Annotated in this window: 17 protein-coding genes; 11 read left to right on the top strand and 6 right to left on the bottom strand. The window is 40.8% G+C overall.

Going from position 1 to position 15,714, the window contains the following annotated elements:
• Window positions 1–141 precede the first annotated feature (141 nt).
• Window positions 142–2,727 (bottom strand): ATP-dependent chaperone ClpB, encoded by a 2,586-nt coding sequence (clpB, locus tag Q0064_RS02090; protein WP_298143566.1) that lies wholly within the window; start codon window positions 2,725–2,727, stop codon window positions 142–144.
• A gap of 116 nt (window positions 2,728–2,843) precedes the next feature.
• Here clpB and ytxJ point away from each other — a divergent pair, with 116 nt between their 5' ends.
• Window positions 2,844–3,194 carry a bacillithiol system redox-active protein YtxJ gene (gene ytxJ / locus Q0064_RS02085; RefSeq protein WP_298143563.1) on the top strand — a complete coding sequence of 117 codons (351 nt, stop codon included), beginning with the start codon at window positions 2,844–2,846 and terminating at the stop codon, window positions 3,192–3,194.
• Here the strand turns inward: ytxJ and Q0064_RS02080 are convergent.
• Window positions 3,188–4,381 carry a hypothetical protein gene (locus Q0064_RS02080; RefSeq protein WP_298143560.1) on the bottom strand — a complete coding sequence of 398 codons (1,194 nt, stop codon included), beginning with the start codon at window positions 4,379–4,381 and terminating at the stop codon, window positions 3,188–3,190. The genes ytxJ and Q0064_RS02080 overlap by 7 nt on opposite strands.
• Before the next feature lie 168 nt (window positions 4,382–4,549).
• Between Q0064_RS02080 and Q0064_RS02075 the strand changes: the two genes are divergently transcribed.
• From Q0064_RS02075 to sucD, 9 genes are all read left to right on the top strand, one after another.
• Window positions 4,550–5,776, top strand: coding sequence for an HD domain-containing protein (locus Q0064_RS02075; RefSeq protein ID WP_298143557.1), 1,227 nt, complete (start codon window positions 4,550–4,552; stop codon window positions 5,774–5,776).
• Between the two features lie 41 nt (window positions 5,777–5,817).
• Window positions 5,818–6,885, top strand: a complete 1,068-nt coding sequence (lpxD, locus tag Q0064_RS02070; RefSeq protein WP_298143554.1) for a UDP-3-O-(3-hydroxymyristoyl)glucosamine N-acyltransferase — start codon at window positions 5,818–5,820, stop codon at window positions 6,883–6,885.
• Window positions 6,863–8,257: a bifunctional UDP-3-O-[3-hydroxymyristoyl] N-acetylglucosamine deacetylase/3-hydroxyacyl-ACP dehydratase gene (locus tag Q0064_RS02065; RefSeq protein WP_094486830.1), complete on the top strand. Its 1,395-nt coding sequence runs from the start codon at window positions 6,863–6,865 to the stop codon at window positions 8,255–8,257. Before lpxD ends, Q0064_RS02065 begins: the two co-directional genes overlap by 23 nt.
• A gap of 17 nt (window positions 8,258–8,274) precedes the next feature.
• Window positions 8,275–9,060 carry an acyl-ACP--UDP-N-acetylglucosamine O-acyltransferase gene (lpxA, locus tag Q0064_RS02060; protein ID WP_298143550.1) on the top strand — a complete coding sequence of 262 codons (786 nt, stop codon included), beginning with the start codon at window positions 8,275–8,277 and terminating at the stop codon, window positions 9,058–9,060.
• A gap of 20 nt (window positions 9,061–9,080) precedes the next feature.
• A complete protein-coding gene (efp, locus tag Q0064_RS02055; protein WP_094486832.1) occupies window positions 9,081–9,647 on the top strand; it encodes an elongation factor P in 567 nt (188 codons plus the stop codon).
• Between the two features lies 1 nt (window position 9,648).
• On the top strand, window positions 9,649–10,578 hold the full coding sequence (locus tag Q0064_RS02050) for a UDP-3-O-(3-hydroxymyristoyl)glucosamine N-acyltransferase (protein ID WP_298143546.1): 930 nt from the start codon (window positions 9,649–9,651) through the stop codon (window positions 10,576–10,578).
• Window positions 10,579–10,580: 2 nt separating this feature from the next.
• Window positions 10,581–10,943 carry a nuclear transport factor 2 family protein gene (locus Q0064_RS02045; RefSeq protein ID WP_298143544.1) on the top strand — a complete coding sequence of 121 codons (363 nt, stop codon included), beginning with the start codon at window positions 10,581–10,583 and terminating at the stop codon, window positions 10,941–10,943.
• A 1-nt stretch (window position 10,944) separates the two neighbouring features.
• Window positions 10,945–12,081, top strand: a complete 1,137-nt coding sequence (locus tag Q0064_RS02040; RefSeq protein WP_298143541.1) for a hypothetical protein — start codon at window positions 10,945–10,947, stop codon at window positions 12,079–12,081.
• A gap of 93 nt (window positions 12,082–12,174) precedes the next feature.
• Window positions 12,175–13,047 carry a succinate--CoA ligase subunit alpha gene (gene sucD / locus Q0064_RS02035; protein ID WP_094486836.1) on the top strand — a complete coding sequence of 291 codons (873 nt, stop codon included), beginning with the start codon at window positions 12,175–12,177 and terminating at the stop codon, window positions 13,045–13,047.
• Window positions 13,048–13,113: 66 nt separating this feature from the next.
• Here sucD and Q0064_RS02030 read toward each other — a convergent pair whose 3' ends face one another.
• Window positions 13,114–13,518, bottom strand: coding sequence for a helix-turn-helix domain-containing protein (locus tag Q0064_RS02030; protein ID WP_298143536.1), 405 nt, complete (start codon window positions 13,516–13,518; stop codon window positions 13,114–13,116).
• 116 nt (window positions 13,519–13,634) lie between these two features.
• Between Q0064_RS02030 and Q0064_RS02025 the strand changes: the two genes are divergently transcribed.
• Window positions 13,635–14,477: an SDR family oxidoreductase gene (locus Q0064_RS02025; protein ID WP_298143533.1), complete on the top strand. Its 843-nt coding sequence runs from the start codon at window positions 13,635–13,637 to the stop codon at window positions 14,475–14,477.
• Between the two features lie 327 nt (window positions 14,478–14,804).
• On the opposite strand, the gene Q0064_RS02020 is transcribed toward Q0064_RS02025, so the two are convergent.
• Genes Q0064_RS02020 through Q0064_RS02010 form a run of 3 tightly spaced genes read right to left on the bottom strand, consistent with a single transcriptional unit; the run spans window position 14,805 to window position 15,711 of the window.
• Window positions 14,805–15,197, bottom strand: coding sequence for a hypothetical protein (locus Q0064_RS02020; RefSeq protein WP_298143530.1), 393 nt, complete (start codon window positions 15,195–15,197; stop codon window positions 14,805–14,807).
• 5 nt (window positions 15,198–15,202) lie between these two features.
• Window positions 15,203–15,499: a phosphoribosylpyrophosphate synthetase gene (locus Q0064_RS02015; protein ID WP_298143527.1), complete on the bottom strand. Its 297-nt coding sequence runs from the start codon at window positions 15,497–15,499 to the stop codon at window positions 15,203–15,205.
• A 2-nt stretch (window positions 15,500–15,501) separates the two neighbouring features.
• Window positions 15,502–15,711, bottom strand: coding sequence for a hypothetical protein (locus Q0064_RS02010; RefSeq protein WP_298143525.1), 210 nt, complete (start codon window positions 15,709–15,711; stop codon window positions 15,502–15,504).
• Between the last annotated feature and the right edge of the window lie 3 nt (window positions 15,712–15,714).

The following is a 15,714-nucleotide window of genomic DNA, read 5'->3' as shown; positions in this document are numbered from 1 at the left end:
TTTCGACAAGCTCAGGAATCGACGATACGCGGGTTCGGCTGGAAAAACGATACGTCAAGTGGTGAACGTCATGAAGTCTTAATACTTAATACTTAATACTTAATACTCAATACTTAATACTTAATACTCCAATCTTACTACTCATTGCCGAAAAACCAACTTGTCGTCGAAACAGTCGAGTAGGAGGGCTTGGTCGGGTTTGATGTTGCCCGAAAGTAGTTCCTTGCTCAAGGCGTTTAAAACCTCTTTTTGTATGACGCGCTTAACCGGACGCGCACCAAACTGCGGATCGTAACCACGCTTTACCAAATACGCTTTTGCCTCCGCCGTAGCGTCTAAACTCATATGCTGATTGGCCAACATCTTTGAAACCTGACGCAACTGTATGCTTACAATTTCGCCTATCTCGTCGCGCGTTAACGGTTTGAAAAGTACTACTTCATCAATCCGATTCAAAAACTCCGGTCGCACGGTACGTTTTAATAACTGCATTACTTCTTCCTCAGCCAAAACGGCGGCCGCTTCCGCTGTAAGTGTCGGATCTTCAAACGTACGCTGTATTACTTCACTTCCTAAATTCGATGTCATAATGATGATGGCATTTTTAAAATCCGCTAACCTTCCTTTGCTGTCGGTTAAACGTCCTTCGTCGAGCATTTGCAGCAAAATATTGAAGGTGTCTGGATGCGCTTTTTCAATTTCATCGAGCAAAATCACCGAATAGGGTTTTCTGCGCACCGCTTCCGTAAGTTGGCCGCCTTCCTCATAACCCACGTAACCTGGAGGTGCACCAACTAAGCGACTCACCGCGTGCTTTTCTTGGTATTCCGACATATCAATGCGCGTCAACGCATTTTCGTCGTCGAACAAATATTCGGCAAGCGATTTAGCCAATTCGGTTTTTCCAACGCCCGTACTTCCTAGAAACAAAAACGTTCCGACAGGTTTGCGTGCGTCTTGTAAACCCGATCTGCTTCGGCGAATCGCATCGGCAACCGCTGCTACAGCTTCTTCCTGACCCACAACTGTTTTGTGTAATTCGGTTTCAATATGCAGCAATTTTTCACGATCGCTTTGCATCATTTTTGCCACCGGAATGCCGGTCCATTTCGCAACCACTTCGGCTATGTCTTCTCGGGTAACTTCTTCTTTTATAAGTGCTTGATTGCCTTGTTTTTGTTGCAATTCGGCGGTGTATTCTTCCAATTTTGTTTGCGCATCTTTAATTTTCCCGTATCGAATTTCAGCAACCAAACCGTAGTTGCCATCGCGTTCGGCACGTTCGGCTTCGAGCTTTAACGACTCGATTTGTGCCTTGATTTGCTGCATGTTATCTACAATGTCGCGCTCCGATTTCCATCGCGAGTAAATTTCCTGACGCTCTTCTTTTAGATTCGATAAATCTAATCCGAGTACCTTTAGCTTTACGTCGTCGTTTTCACGTTTAATAGCTTCGATTTCAATTTCCAGCTGCATGATTTTTCGATCCAAAACGTCGAGTTCTTCCGGTTTGGAATTGATTTCCATACGCAGTTTCGAAGCTGCTTCGTCCATTAAATCGATGGCTTTATCGGGCAAGAAACGCGAGGTAATGTAGCGTTGCGAGAGTTCTACGGCAGCTATAATCGCATCGTCTTTTATTTGCACTTGATGGTGTGTTTCGTACTTGTCTTTGATACCGCGAAGAATCGAAATGGCGCTTTCGGTATCGGGTTCTTCGACCAATACTTTTTGAAAACGGCGCTCGAGTGCTTTGTCTTTTTCGAAATATTTTTGGTATTCGTCGAGCGTTGTGGCTCCGATTGCGCGAAGTTCGCCGCGAGCCAAGGCGGGTTTCAAGATGTTTGCAGCGTCCATAGCACCTTCGCCCGCACCAGCACCAACGAGCGTATGAATTTCGTCGATAAATAAAACAATATCGCCATCGGTTGCAGTAACTTCTTTCACTACGGCTTTTAAGCGTTCTTCGAATTCGCCTTTGTATTTGGCACCGGCGATCAGCGCACCCATGTCGAGTGAAAAAACGATTTTATTTTTGAGGTTTTCCGGAACGTCGCCGGCTACAATTCGGTGTGCTAAACCTTCTGCAATTGCGGTTTTACCCACGCCGGGTTCGCCCACTAACATCGGATTGTTTTTGGTGCGGCGCGTTAGAATTTGCAAGACACGTCTGATTTCCTCATCGCGACCAATAACAGGATCGAGTTTGCCACTTTTGGCTAAGTCGTTTAAGTTTTTAGCGAATTTGGAGAGTGCGTTAAAAGTTTCCTCGGCACTTTGCGACGTCACTTTTTCGCCTTTACGCAGTTCGGAAATAGCTGCAACCAACTCTTTTTCAGTTACACCTTGATCGCGCAGAATTTGTCCGGCTTGCGATTTAGATTTGGCAATAGCTAACAATAAATGATCGGTTGCTACAAATTCATCGCCCATTTCTGTGGCTGCTTTTTCGGCTTCGTTCAAAGTAGTAACAGCTGTTCGTCCTAACGAAATATCGGTTCCGCTTACTTTCGGATAGGTATTTAACTGACTCTCTACTAAACGCGTAAGCAAATCAACATTTACGCTCATTTTCTTTAAGAGAAATCCGATTACGTTTTGATCGACTTCTAACAAGCTCCTCAATAAGTGCTCGTTTTCAATGAGTTGTTGTCCTTTATTGAAAACCAATTGCTGTGCGTTTTGAAGCACTTCGGTTGCTTTTGTGGTTAATTTATTCAGGTTCATGATAATTGCAAATTTTTAATGATCTTTGAGCAACTAGTGCGCCAAGTTAAAATCGCTGCCAAAATGACGCGAAATTAACTTTGCAAAGCGACAAAACGTCTTAAAATCAGTCAAAAATGGGATTTTTTTCTAATTCGGTTTCAGAAGATACAACTTCTTGGATAGCATTAACCGACGCCGCGCAACTTGAAGATTCGGGCATTTTAGTGATTTTAAAGCACAGTACGCGCTGTATTGTGAGCAAAACAGTTTTAAAAGAGCTCAATCGTTCGTTGGAGTTTGCAAACGCTACTTTTTTGTATTTGGATTTGCTGCAGTACCGAAGCATCAGCAACCACATTGCCGAGAAATACGGAATTCAGCACGAGAGTCCGCAATTACTAGTGGTTACAAACGGTAAAGTGGTTTACTCGGCTTCACATTCGTCGATTGATGCTGAAGTAATAAACCGAATACTTCATCAATAAGGAGCAATCGCAAATCGATTATTTATAATGATTGCCCGAAGTTTTTGTTTGATGTCTGCCGAGCAATTCAACACCATCTGTTCGTTTGTTGGGAACGGCAGTACACGTCGGTCGAAAAACGGCCAATAATCGTTTTCCACTGCGCGTCGGTCGCCGTTGTAGGTAGCGTAACCGTTTTCGAAAATCCATTCGCTTCCAAGCGGAAATGAATTCACCAATTGATTGGTACTGAAATTAATAAAATCCACTTTCGCAACAACTTGCACGTTTTTGAATTGTACAAATTCGTAAACAGAGCAGTTCACTTTTCGAATATCGTCGACAGTTACGTTTTTACCGAGCGAGTCTTTCACCACTCTTCCGCGTTCGTCGTAAACATTTTTCTTGCCAAAATTCACATCTTTTTCTTTCACAAATTGGCGTTCACGAACTTGTTCCGGCGAAATATTTATTTCTCTAAACGTGAGTACAATCCCGTAATCGTATTTAATTTTCGGCTGTCTGTTCGAATGGTAAACCGTAAACTTATCGTTTAATCCGCCGGTTCCGAAGTCTAATATGTCCGTTTCTAAACGTTGCGGAATAATTTTCCCTGTTTCATTTTTGGTGTAAATACTTACATAATCGGTTCCGAGCAAAATGGCGTCAGACAGCAATTTTTCGGCGTCTTTGTAAGCTGGCGAAAGTTGCAAAAGGTATTGAAGATCTTCTGCTGCACGTCGGCCACCAACTTTTGATTTACTGGCAAGTAACGCTTTGGCATTCGTGTACAGATATTTAACCAAAGCATTTTTGCTGTTTACAATTTCTTCGCTGTAATCGTCGAACGGAAAAATAGCATCTCGCTTTTCTTTAAGGAGTGGCAGGGGTAGGAGCGGACGAATTTTTTCTTGTCGAGCGTTAAGACGTTGATATGTAGCAAAAATACGTTCTAAATTCGCAGGACTGTTGTCTTTCACTAACAAATCAACATCTCGTAAATCGCGTTCTTTCGCTTTGGCAAAGGCTTCCTCCAGCATATAAATGTAATCTTGCTTTCCTTTCCGAGTCTTATTGTTTGAAAGTCGGTCGATTGCTACATCAATTGCTGCATCGTAATCGCCAGAACTCAGGTAATTTCGGGTTTCGGTTTTTCCGCAAGAAGCTAAAAATAAAACAGTTAGAAGAAGAGTAAATGTAGAACGCATACAAACAAATTAGGATTCAAATATATCATTTTGGAAATTGCTGAAGCCCGCTCGCTTATTTTTTTGGCGGGTGTTGTGATTTTCGCTTTCGCAGAAGGAAAAAATACGTTCTTAAATGAATAAAAATCGGCAGCAAAAAACTATTTTAGCGACATGATCTCTTCGCAAATGTCCGATTCTTCAAATAAACTCAAAATATTCAACGATCCGATTTACGGATTTATTTCCATACCAAATCCACTTATTTTCGACGTTATTGCGCACAAGTATTTTCAGCGTTTACGGCGTATTTCACAAATGGGACTCTCGTATTTGGTGTATCCAGGCGCTCATCATACGCGCTTTCATCACGCCTTGGGTGCCATGCATTTAATGCAAAAAGCGGTTCGAGTATTGCGGTTTAAAGGTGTTGAGATCAGTCCGGAAGAAGAACAAGCCTTGTATTTAGCGATTTTATTGCACGACATTGGTCACGGGCCGTTTTCTCACGCCATGGAACAAAGCATCGTTAAAGGCGTACATCACGAAAGTTTGTCGCTTAAATTCATGCATGCACTAAACGGTGTTTTTGATGGGAAACTTGATTTAGCTATTCGCATTTTTACGGGAAATTACGAACGCAAATTTATGTTGCAACTCATTTCGGGTCAGTTAGATATGGATCGAATGGATTATTTGCGACGCGATAGTTTTTATACCGGTGTAGCCGAAGGAAGTATCAATGCCGATCGTTTGATTCAAATGATGGATGTGGTCGACGATCGTTTGGTTGTGGAAGAAAAGGGAATTTATTCTGTTGAAAAGTTTTTAGTTGCCCGACGTTTGATGTACTGGCAAGCGTATTTGCACAAAACAAGTTATGTGGCCGAGTTGATGTTGCAGCACATATTTAAACGTGCTGTGCTGCTAATCGGCGAAGGTTTTAGCTTACAGGCTTCGGATCCTTTATTGCATTTTCTAAAAAATGGCGCAGCAGCCGCTTTTGACGAAGCCGATTTAGAATTGTTTTCCAAACTCGACGACACTGATGTATTGATGGCATTAAAACAGTGGCAAAGTTGTGGCGATTTTGTCTTAGAACAGCTTTGCGAGCGCATTTTGAACAGGAATTTACTTAAGATTAGTTTGGGCGATGAGAAGTTTACAGCAGCAGATAAGGAGCAAGCCATCGCAGAAGTAGCAGAGAAATACCAAATCAGCAAAGCTGAGGCTTCGTATTTTGTGTACAAAGGGAAAATCAAGAATCAGGCGTATTCGATGGATAAAGAGCCTATATGTATCTTGAAGAAAGACAAGACAATAGCCGATGTTGTTTTTGTATCCGATCAGCTCAATTTAAAGGCCTTGTCGAAGCCAGTAGTAAAATACTACTTGTGTAAACCGAAGCTCTTGTAGAAATTTAACAATAGACACCAAAATTTTCTATTTTTGTCGCAATGAAATTTACAGCAGCTCAAATAGCAGGAATACTCGAAGGAGAGGTCGTTGGCAACCCGTTAGCCGAGGTTTCGCGACTTTCCAAGATCGAGGAAGGTACCGAAGGTTCGCTTACGTTTTTGTCGAATCCTAAATATGTAAATTACATTTACTCCACACAAGCGTCGATTTGCATTGTAAATTCGACCTTTGTTCCCGAAAATCCGATCACAACTACTTTAATAAAAGTTGATGATGCCTACGGTGCGTTTACCAAAATTTTGTCGTTTTACGATCAGGTGAAACACAACAAATCTGGAATTGAAAATCCGAGTTTTATCGCCGCTTCAGCGAAGTATGGTGCTCATTTTTATCTTGGTGCCTTTGCATACGTAGGTGAAAATGTAGTAATTGGCGAAAATGTAAAGATTTATCCAGGAGTTTTTATTGGCGATAACGTTAAAATTGGCGATAATACACTGATTTTTAGTGGTTCCCGAATCTGTTCTGAAACGGTAATCGGCAATTTTTGTACGATTCATGCCAACGTAGTTATCGGTGCCGATGGTTTTGGATTTGCTCCACAAGAAGACGGTAGCTACAAGAAAATTCCGCAAATCGGCAACGTGGTTTTAGAAGATTATGTGGATGTAGGAGCGGCAACAACTATTGATCGAGCCACGATGGGAAGTACAATTATCCGAAAAGGAGTGAAGCTCGATAACCAAATTCAGATTGCTCACAACGTTGAAATTGGTGAAAATACAGTAATCGCTGCGCAATCTGGAATTGCAGGTTCTACAAAAATCGGAAAAAACAGTATGATTGGCGGACAAGTCGGCATTGCAGGTCATTTGATAGTAGGCAATAACGTAAGAGTTCAAGCACAATCGGGCATTGGTAGAAATCTAAAAGACGGCGAAACCGTTCAAGGAAGTCCGGCACTTCCGTACACGGATTACAGTAAATCATATATTCATTTTAAAAATCTTCCAAAAATTCTTCAAGAAATAGAAGACTTGAAAAAGCAAATACTTCATGCAAACAGCTCACAATTGTCCGGCGATGGTCAAGCAGAAAACAATTAAAGAAGAAATATCTCTTACGGGTGTTGGATTACACACCGGTAAGGAAGTCAAAATGACATTTAAGCCTGCGCCAATCAACAACGGCTTCACGTTCGTTCGCGTTGATTTGGAGGGAAGTCCGATTATTGAAGCCGACGCTAACTACGTAGTGAATACGCAGCGCGGAACCAATTTGGAGAAATTAGGTGTAAAAATTCAAACTTCCGAACACGTACTTGCCGCTTGTGTAGGTTGTGATTTGGATAACGTAATTATCGAATTAAATGCTTCAGAACCACCCATTATGGACGGTTCATCGAAATATTTTGTTGAAGCCATTGAAAAAGTAGGAACCGTTGAACAAGACGCTGAACGCAAATACTATGTGGTAAAAGAAGTAATTTCTTTCAGCGACGAAGCAACAGGTAGTGAAATCTTGGTGATGCCAGGCGATGATTATCAAGTTACCGCAATGGTCGATTTCGGAACCAAGGTTTTAGGTACACAGAATGCGACCTTAAAATCGATGAGCGATTTCAAAAAAGAAATTGCTGATGCGCGTACTTTTAGCTTCCTTCACGAATTGGAGTCGCTTTTAGAACACGGATTGATAAAAGGAGGCGACTTAAACAATGCAATCGTTTATGTGGATAAGGAAATCTCGCCTGCCACGATGGAAAGTTTGAAAGTAGCTTTTGGAAAAGATAGCATTTCGGTTAAACCAAACGGAATACTGGATAATCTTACGCTTCATTATCCAAACGAAGCCGCAAGACACAAGCTTTTAGACGTAATTGGAGATTTAGCTTTGGTAGGCGTTCGTTTGAAAGGAAAGGTAATTGCAAATAAACCGGGTCATTACATCAATACACAATTTGCTAAGAAATTGGCAAAAATGATCAAGATCGAGCAACGTAACCAAGTGCCAACGGTCGATGTTAATCAGGAACCGCTCATGGATGTGAATAAAATCATGAGTATGTTGCCGCACCGTCCGCCGTTTTTATTGGTCGATAAAATTTTCGAGTTGTCGGAACAGCACGTTTTAGGATTGAAGAATGTAACGATGAACGAGCCGTTTTTCGTAGGTCATTTTCCGGATGCTCCCGTCATGCCAGGTGTTCTGATTGTAGAAGCGATGGCACAGTGCGGTGGAATTTTGGTTTTAAGTACCGTTCCAGATCCAGAAAATTATCTGACGTTCTTCATGAAAATCGATAATGTAAAGTTCAAACAAAAAGTATTGCCTGGCGATACATTAATCTTTAAATGCGACTTATTAGCGCCGATTCGTCGCGGTATTTGTCACATGCAAGCCAATGCATACGCCAACGGACGTTTAGTTGCCGAAGCTGAATTAATGGCACAAATTGCACGTAAAGACAAGGCGTAACATCCAAAACAAACAGCATGAATCAACCTTTAGCATACGTACATCCCGGAGCCAAAATCGCTAAAAACGTAGTGATTGAGCCTTTTACGACCATTCATAATAATGTAGTTATTGGCGACGGTACTTGGATTGGTTCGAACGTAACCATTATGGAAGGCGCTCGAATCGGTAAGAATTGTAATATTTTCCCCGGAGCCGTTATTGCCGCAGTTCCACAAGATTTGAAATTTGGCGGCGAAGATTCGTTGGCAATAATTGGTGATAACTGTACCATACGCGAATGTGTAACTATAAATCGCGGAACGGTAGCATCCGGACAAACTGTCTTGGGAAATAATTGTTTAGTAATGGCCACAGCGCATATTGCACACGATTGTCATATTGGCGACAATGCAATTATCGTTAATGGCGTTGCATTAGCCGGACACGTAGTGGTTGGTAATTTCGCGATTATTGGTGGTTTAGCAGCCGTACATCAGTTCATACACATTGGCGATCACGCGATGATTTCTGGTGGTTCGTTGGTTAGAAAAGATGTTCCACCGTTCACCAAAGCCGCAAAAGAACCTTTGTCGTATGTGGGAATAAATTCGGTAGGTTTGCGCCGTCGCGGTTTTTCAACAGATAAAATTCGCGAAATTCAAAATATTTACAGAATTCTTTATCAAAAAAATTACAATACCTCTCAGGCAGTCAGTATTATAGAAGCGGAAATGGAGGCAACTCCGGAACGCGACGAGATTCTGGATTTCATTAAAAATTCATCTCGCGGAATCATGAAAGGTTACAGCGGAAATTATTAAAAACTCTTATAAATCAACTAATGGCATCTACATCAGATATCAAAAACGGATTGTGTATTAAATACAACCACGACATTTACAAAATTATCGAGTTCTTACACGTAAAACCTGGGAAAGGTCCGGCTTTCGTGAGAACAAAATTAAAGAGCTTAACCACCGGAAAAGTTATTGATAACACTTTTTCTGCAGGACATAAAATTGAAGATATTCGCGTGGAAACGCATAAATTTCAGTTTTTGTATGCCGAAGGCGATTCGTTTCACTTCATGAATGCTGAAAGCTTCGAACAAATAACGCTCGACAAGAAAATTCTCGATGCACCTGATTTATTGAAAGAAGGTGAGAATGTTATGGTAGCCATCAATACAGAAACCGATTTGCCTTTATCTGTTGATATGCCTGCTTCGGTTGTTTTAGAAGTTACCTATTCTGAACCTGGAGTTAAAGGAAATACGTCTACAAATGCCACAAAACCAGCAACTTTAGAAACTGGAGCCGTGGTAAACGTGCCGTTGTTTATCAATGAAGGAGATAAAATTAAAGTAGATACCGCATCAGGTTCTTACATCGAACGCGTAAAAGAATAACATGAAATTTCCGAAAGTACATACCCTGAAAGAGATTGCTCAGATCATCGGAACTACGTTTGTAGGTCGGCCGGATTTTCCGGTTTTGGGTATGAACGAAATTCATGTTGTTGAACCGGGCGACATCGTTTTTGTGGATCATCCGAAGTATTACGACAAAGCGCTACAATCGGCTGCAACCATTGTTCTCATTAATAAAGAAGTTGAATGTCCGGAAGGTAAAGCACTTTTAATCAGTGATGATCCGTTTCGCGACTTCAATAAACTAACCAATTATTTCCGACCGTTTCAGGCATTGCACGCATCGATTTCGGAAACGGCTCAAATAGGTTCGGGTACGGTTATACAACCGCAGGTAGTAATTGGAAATCATGTGACAATCGGTAAAAATTGTATTATTTACTCGAATGTGGTGATTTACGATCATTGTGTGATTGGCGATAACGTAGTCATTCACGCTGGAACGATTATCGGAGCTGATGCCTTTTATTACAAAAAGCGACCTGAAGGTTTCGATCAGCTTAAAAGCGGCGGACGCGTAGTTATTGAAGACGATGTGCATATTGGCGCGCTTTGCACAATAGATCGTGGCGTTACCGGCGATACAACTATTGGTGCGGGCTCAAAGTTAGATAATCACATACAGATTGGTCACGATACCGTTGTGGGTAAAAAGTGCTTATTTGCTTCGCAAGTTGGAATTGCAGGTTGCGTGGTTATCGAAGATGAAGTAACGATTTGGGGCCAAGTTGGAACTACAAGCGGCATCACCATCGGTAAGAAAGCAGTAATTATGGGTCAGACTGGTGTTACGAAATCCATCGAAGGTGGAAAGAGTTACTTCGGAACTCCGATCGAAGAGAGTAGAGAAAAGCTCAAACAACTTGCTTATTTAAAGAGACTTCCTGAAATTGTCGAAAAATTAAAATAGTTATGTCGGTCAAAAAATTCATAAAGGATTTCTATAAATCGGATGCGTTGATTAACGGTCAGTTATTAGCAACCTATTTACACGACGATATTGAGTTTGTTTGGACAAGTTCTACAGGTAAAAAGACATATACCAAAAGCGACTTAGTTGCTCTAGCGACTGAGATGAGTAGAGCGTATGTGCGATCAAAAGTTCGCATTAAAAGTTTGGTGAAAGAAAAGAACCACGTTGCTGTTTTTTATGCTCATTATGTGAAAACTATTGAGAATCCGCGTGAGGATATTCTTTTGGCTGATTTTGCTGTGGTTTGGGAAGTGAAAGATGAGAAATTGGTAAGTGGTACTCAAATAAGCCAGCTCGTTTAGTATGTCATTTTTTCGGAATCAAGATAAAGTAGTAGAGTTAATCTTTCGGTTAACGCTATTTTTTTGGCTGGTAACCAAGGTAATGAGTTATCCGCTGTGGTTGGGAACGCATGTGTTTCCAATGGCGCCGTACTTTAGTTTTATACCTGCCTTTCCAGCGTTTTTGCACTACGTGTTATTTGGTGGTTCGTTGTTGGGTTTGCTTTTTTTAATGCTAAAGCCTACAAATCGAATTGTGCTTATTTCTTTGATAATCATAGAAATAATTCAATTAATTCCTGATCAAAACCGCTGGCAGCCGTATATTTTACAATTTATATTTACAGGAATATTATTTGATTTGTACAGAAAGAAACCAGCGCTTTTTACCGCGAACATGGCTTTTTACTCGGCTTGTTTGTATCTGCACTCGGGTTTGCATAAATTGAACGGAGGCTTTTTATTTCACGTCTGGGAACGAATGATTTTGCAGCGGTTTTTAGGTTTCGATTTATCGATAGCCGAACAAGCCATAGTGCATTACAGCGGTTTGGCTCTAGGTGTGTTTGAAGTAATTGGCGCTATCGGAGTTTTATTTGCTCGAAACAAATTCTTTTATGCGTGGATTTTAGTAGGTATGCATATTTTCATTTTGGTGTTTATTTCACCTTCCGGAATAGATTACAACAGTATTGTTTGGCCTTGGAATATATTAATGATGGCTATTTTGCCTGTCATATTTTATCATAAAACAGAACGAGCAGCACTGCATTTCAATATAAAACACCCGAAAACACTGTTGTTAGGCCTATTTTTACTAATACTCCCTTTTTTAAGTTTCGTTGATTATTACGATAACTTTTTAGCGTTTAATCTCTACTCTGGAAGGTTAAAGCAATTTGATATTTGTGTGGGGAAACCTGATGAAGCACCCGACCTGAAGGTTTTTGAAACGAAAAAGCGCACGTACTGCGATACGAAAACGGTTCTTCAAACTAACGTGTGGCACATCCGCGAAACCAATACGGTGGTGTATCCAGAGATTCGTGTTTATAGACAAATAGCCGATTCGCTCAAAATGCGTTATCCAAAAGCCGAACTGAGTTTTTGCATTTATCAGTATCCGTACAAAGCAGCGAACATCATTTATTTTGACTAATTTTTAAAAACAAGCTGTAATAATTTAACCAATAGTTACAGCATTTACCTTATTTTTGCGCTATAATTTTATAAACTAAATAATTCAACCATAATGAGCGTCTTAGTAAATAAAGATTCAAAAATTATTGTACAAGGTTTTACAGGAAGCGAGGGAACTTTCCACGCTTCGCAAATGATTGAATACGGAACAAACGTCGTAGGCGGTGTAACTCCAGGAAAAGGCGGAACAACGCATTTAGATCGTCCGGTTTTCAATACCGTAAAAGACGCTGTTGAACAAGCTGGTGCAGATACCAGTATCATTTTTGTACCACCTGCATTTGCCGCAGATGCTATTATGGAAGCTGCCGATGCCGGAATCAAAGTTATTATTGCCATTACGGAAGGTATTCCGGTTGCTGATATGATTAAAGCTTACGATTATATCAAAGGAAAGAATTGCCGTTTAATCGGTCCAAACTGTCCAGGTGTAATCACGCCAGAAGAAGCAAAAGTAGGAATCATGCCTGGTTTCGTTTTCAAAAAAGGAACTGTGGGAATTGTTTCAAAGTCGGGAACATTAACGTACGAAGCTGCCGATCAAGTAGTGAAGCAAGGTTTAGGAATTACAACGGCTATCGGAATTGGTGGCGACCCAATCATTGGAACTACAACTAAAGAAGCTGTTGAGTTGTTGATGAACGATCCGGAAACAAAGTGTATTGTTATGATTGGCGAAATTGGAGGTCAGCTTGAAGCTGATGCTGCAAAATGGATTCAAGCCGATGGTAACCGCAAGCCAGTTGTTGGTTTTATTGCTGGTGAAACAGCACCAAAAGGTAGAACGATGGGGCATGCTGGAGCAATTGTTGGCGGTGCCGACGATACAGCTGCTGCTAAAAAAGCAATCATGCGCGCCTGCGGAATCCACGTAGTAGATTCTCCTGCTGAAATAGGTAAAAAAGTTAAAGAAGTTCTTGGTTAACCGTAAGAACTCCATTTTTAAAGCCGTTTGATTTTTCGAACGGCTTTTTTATTGAAGTTAAGGTTACTACTTCCCGGCTTTTTTTCGACTGGAAATAATAAGATTGCTGTTTTCTTGCGCCCAATCAATTAGCGGAACGAGTTTGTTAAGCAATTCCATACCCAAGCTTGTTAATTGGTATTCAACTCGTGGCGGTACTTCGGGATAAATCGTACGTTTTACAAGTCCGTCTTGTTCTAGCTTACGAACCGTAACGGTAAGCATGCGCTGAGAAACATCGCCGATTTTTGATTTTAGTTCGTTAAAGCGAAGGGTGCCGTCGCCTGCTAATGCATATACCACCAAAAGCGACCATTTATCGCTCACGTGCGCAACAACATCGCGTACCGGACAAGAGAAGTTCCGACTGCTGTTTGCTAAATTGAAATATTCTTGGAATTTTTTTTCGGACTTAAGGTCTTGATTTTCCATATTAGTTACTGCTGTGTGCGTGAGTTATAGCGCTGTACCTTCTTGTTTGACGCAAAGTTACTATTTACTTTTGAGTTATTAAAAGTAACTATTGTATCATTATTCAAACAAGTATTATGTCGAAAATTCTTATTACAGGAGCAAGTGGAACCAACGGAAAAGCCTTAGCAGAAGTGCTCACCAATCGCCGTGTTGCAGTAAAGTTAGCAAGTAGAAATCCGTTACCTACAAACGAGTATTCAGAGTATGTGCCTTTTGATTTTGCCGACGTGTCGACTTTTGAAGCTGCTGTGGCCGATGTTGATCGGGTGTTTTTATTGGGGCCGCCTTTGCAATTTGGTATTGAAGCCTTGCTTACGCCTTTCATTGATTTTTTAAAGGAAAAGGGAATTAATCGTGTAGTTTACTTTTCGGCTTTTGCCTCGGAAAAGATGGGCGACAATTTCGAGTTTCATTTGAATTTAGAAAAGAAGTTAGCTGCCGACGGATTTGCATATACCATTTTACGTCCTTCGTTTTTTGCGCAGAATTTTAAAAATTACGAATTCGAGAACATTACCCAACGCAACATCGTTTTTATGCCGGCAGGTTTTGGAAAAGCAGCTTTTGTGGATGTTTACGACATTGCCGAAGTTGCAGCAAAAGCACTAACTGAAGATGGGCACGAACATAAAACATACGAACTCACCGGTCCTGAGTTGCTAACGTATGAAGATATTGCTGCCTATTTAACTGAAATTTTGGGTAAGAAAATTACATATCCGAATCCGACGCCGGAGGTTTTCAGACAGGTTTTAGTGGATAGTGGTGCGCCTGAATTTGTTGCGAATTACCTGATTTCGGTGTACGGCATTATAGCTAAGAAAGAAGTGGAGATTATTGCCGATGGTGTGGAGCTCGTTTTGGGAAGAAAAGCCACAGATTTGAAAACGGTTTTAAAACGCGATTTTAAAGGGTAACGTATTTCCGCAACAGGGAATGCAGCGAAAAGCTTTGCAAAACTGAGGGCTTATAAAACGAAAAGCACAGTGCGACTAACAGAAGCGTCTGTGCTTTTTTAGTTTTATTGCCCGCAGTGCGCAAACTTGCAGCGAAATGCCCGACGGCGGCGCGACTTTTAGTTGAAGAACGGTTGCCGCCGGGTTGCCCAAATTAAAAGCTATTATCATGGGCTCGACGAAAATCTTGTTTTGAATTTGAAATGTGTTTTGGAGTTAAAAGCTTTGTAAATAAGAATAGTATCTAATGATTAATAATTTTTTATTGAGTTAACAACGAGGGTTCTGTTAACTGAAGATAAGGTCAACAGTTACGGGTTCGCCTTCATAGATTTTTATGGCTTGAATTTTTCCGTCTTGTATTTGGTAATCGATTGCGCGATTAAAATGGTACGAGACGTTATTTTTTGTTGCAGTCTCTACAGCTAGGAGCACCGCCCGCGAGTGTCCTTCGAGCCATTCGATTTCTTCAATCATTTTGTAGGAAAATTGCGTGAGTTGCATCATGCGTTCAAAAGCTTCGAAAAATGCAGGTTTTCCGATGCGGATGCCACTTAGCTTGTTGTTTCCGTTCATGGTTAAAGTAACGTTGTTTGCAAGTAAGTTATTTGCTGTTTCGTAATCTTGTTGGTATATCGCTTTCAAATAGCGTTGTGCGATATCTGAATTGGGCGTTTTCATAAAAACTATTTCAATTTAGAGAGCATTTCGTCGGTAAGTGGTTCAGAATAAATGCCGTATGCATTGATAAGTATTCCTTTTAACTGATATTTTGGTGAGGAGATGGCGTAGATTATCGATTGTTCATCGGGATCGGTATCGGCTTCAAATCGGTAAAATTTATCGATGTTGAATTCGTTGTGGAAAATGGAGTACGCACCGTTGCGGCAGCTGATGCAATTTTGTTTTAGATTAAAATCTTCCGTATAACCTTCTGATTTATACGTGTTAATTGCGTCGATTAATGAATCAAAGTTTTCCATAATTATAGATCGGATATTTCAAATCCGGAATTTTTTAGTAGTGTTAGCAGTTTATTTTTGATTGCCTTTTTTGTGATTATTCGCAAGACTTTATCGCAATCTTCAAGATCTACAGTCCAGCTGTGTACGTCTTGTTCCCGACATAAAACGGCTTCTAATTGTTCGAGTTTCGCGTGACAGTCGATGTTTGATTTAAAGATTAGAATTGGCATAAA

This window comes from Flavobacterium sp. (assembly GCF_027490375.1).
In the GTDB taxonomy this organism is placed as follows: domain Bacteria; phylum Bacteroidota; class Bacteroidia; order Flavobacteriales; family Flavobacteriaceae; genus Flavobacterium.
Note: the sequence above shows the minus strand (reverse complement) of the source record. Positions and strands in the feature narration are given on the sequence as shown.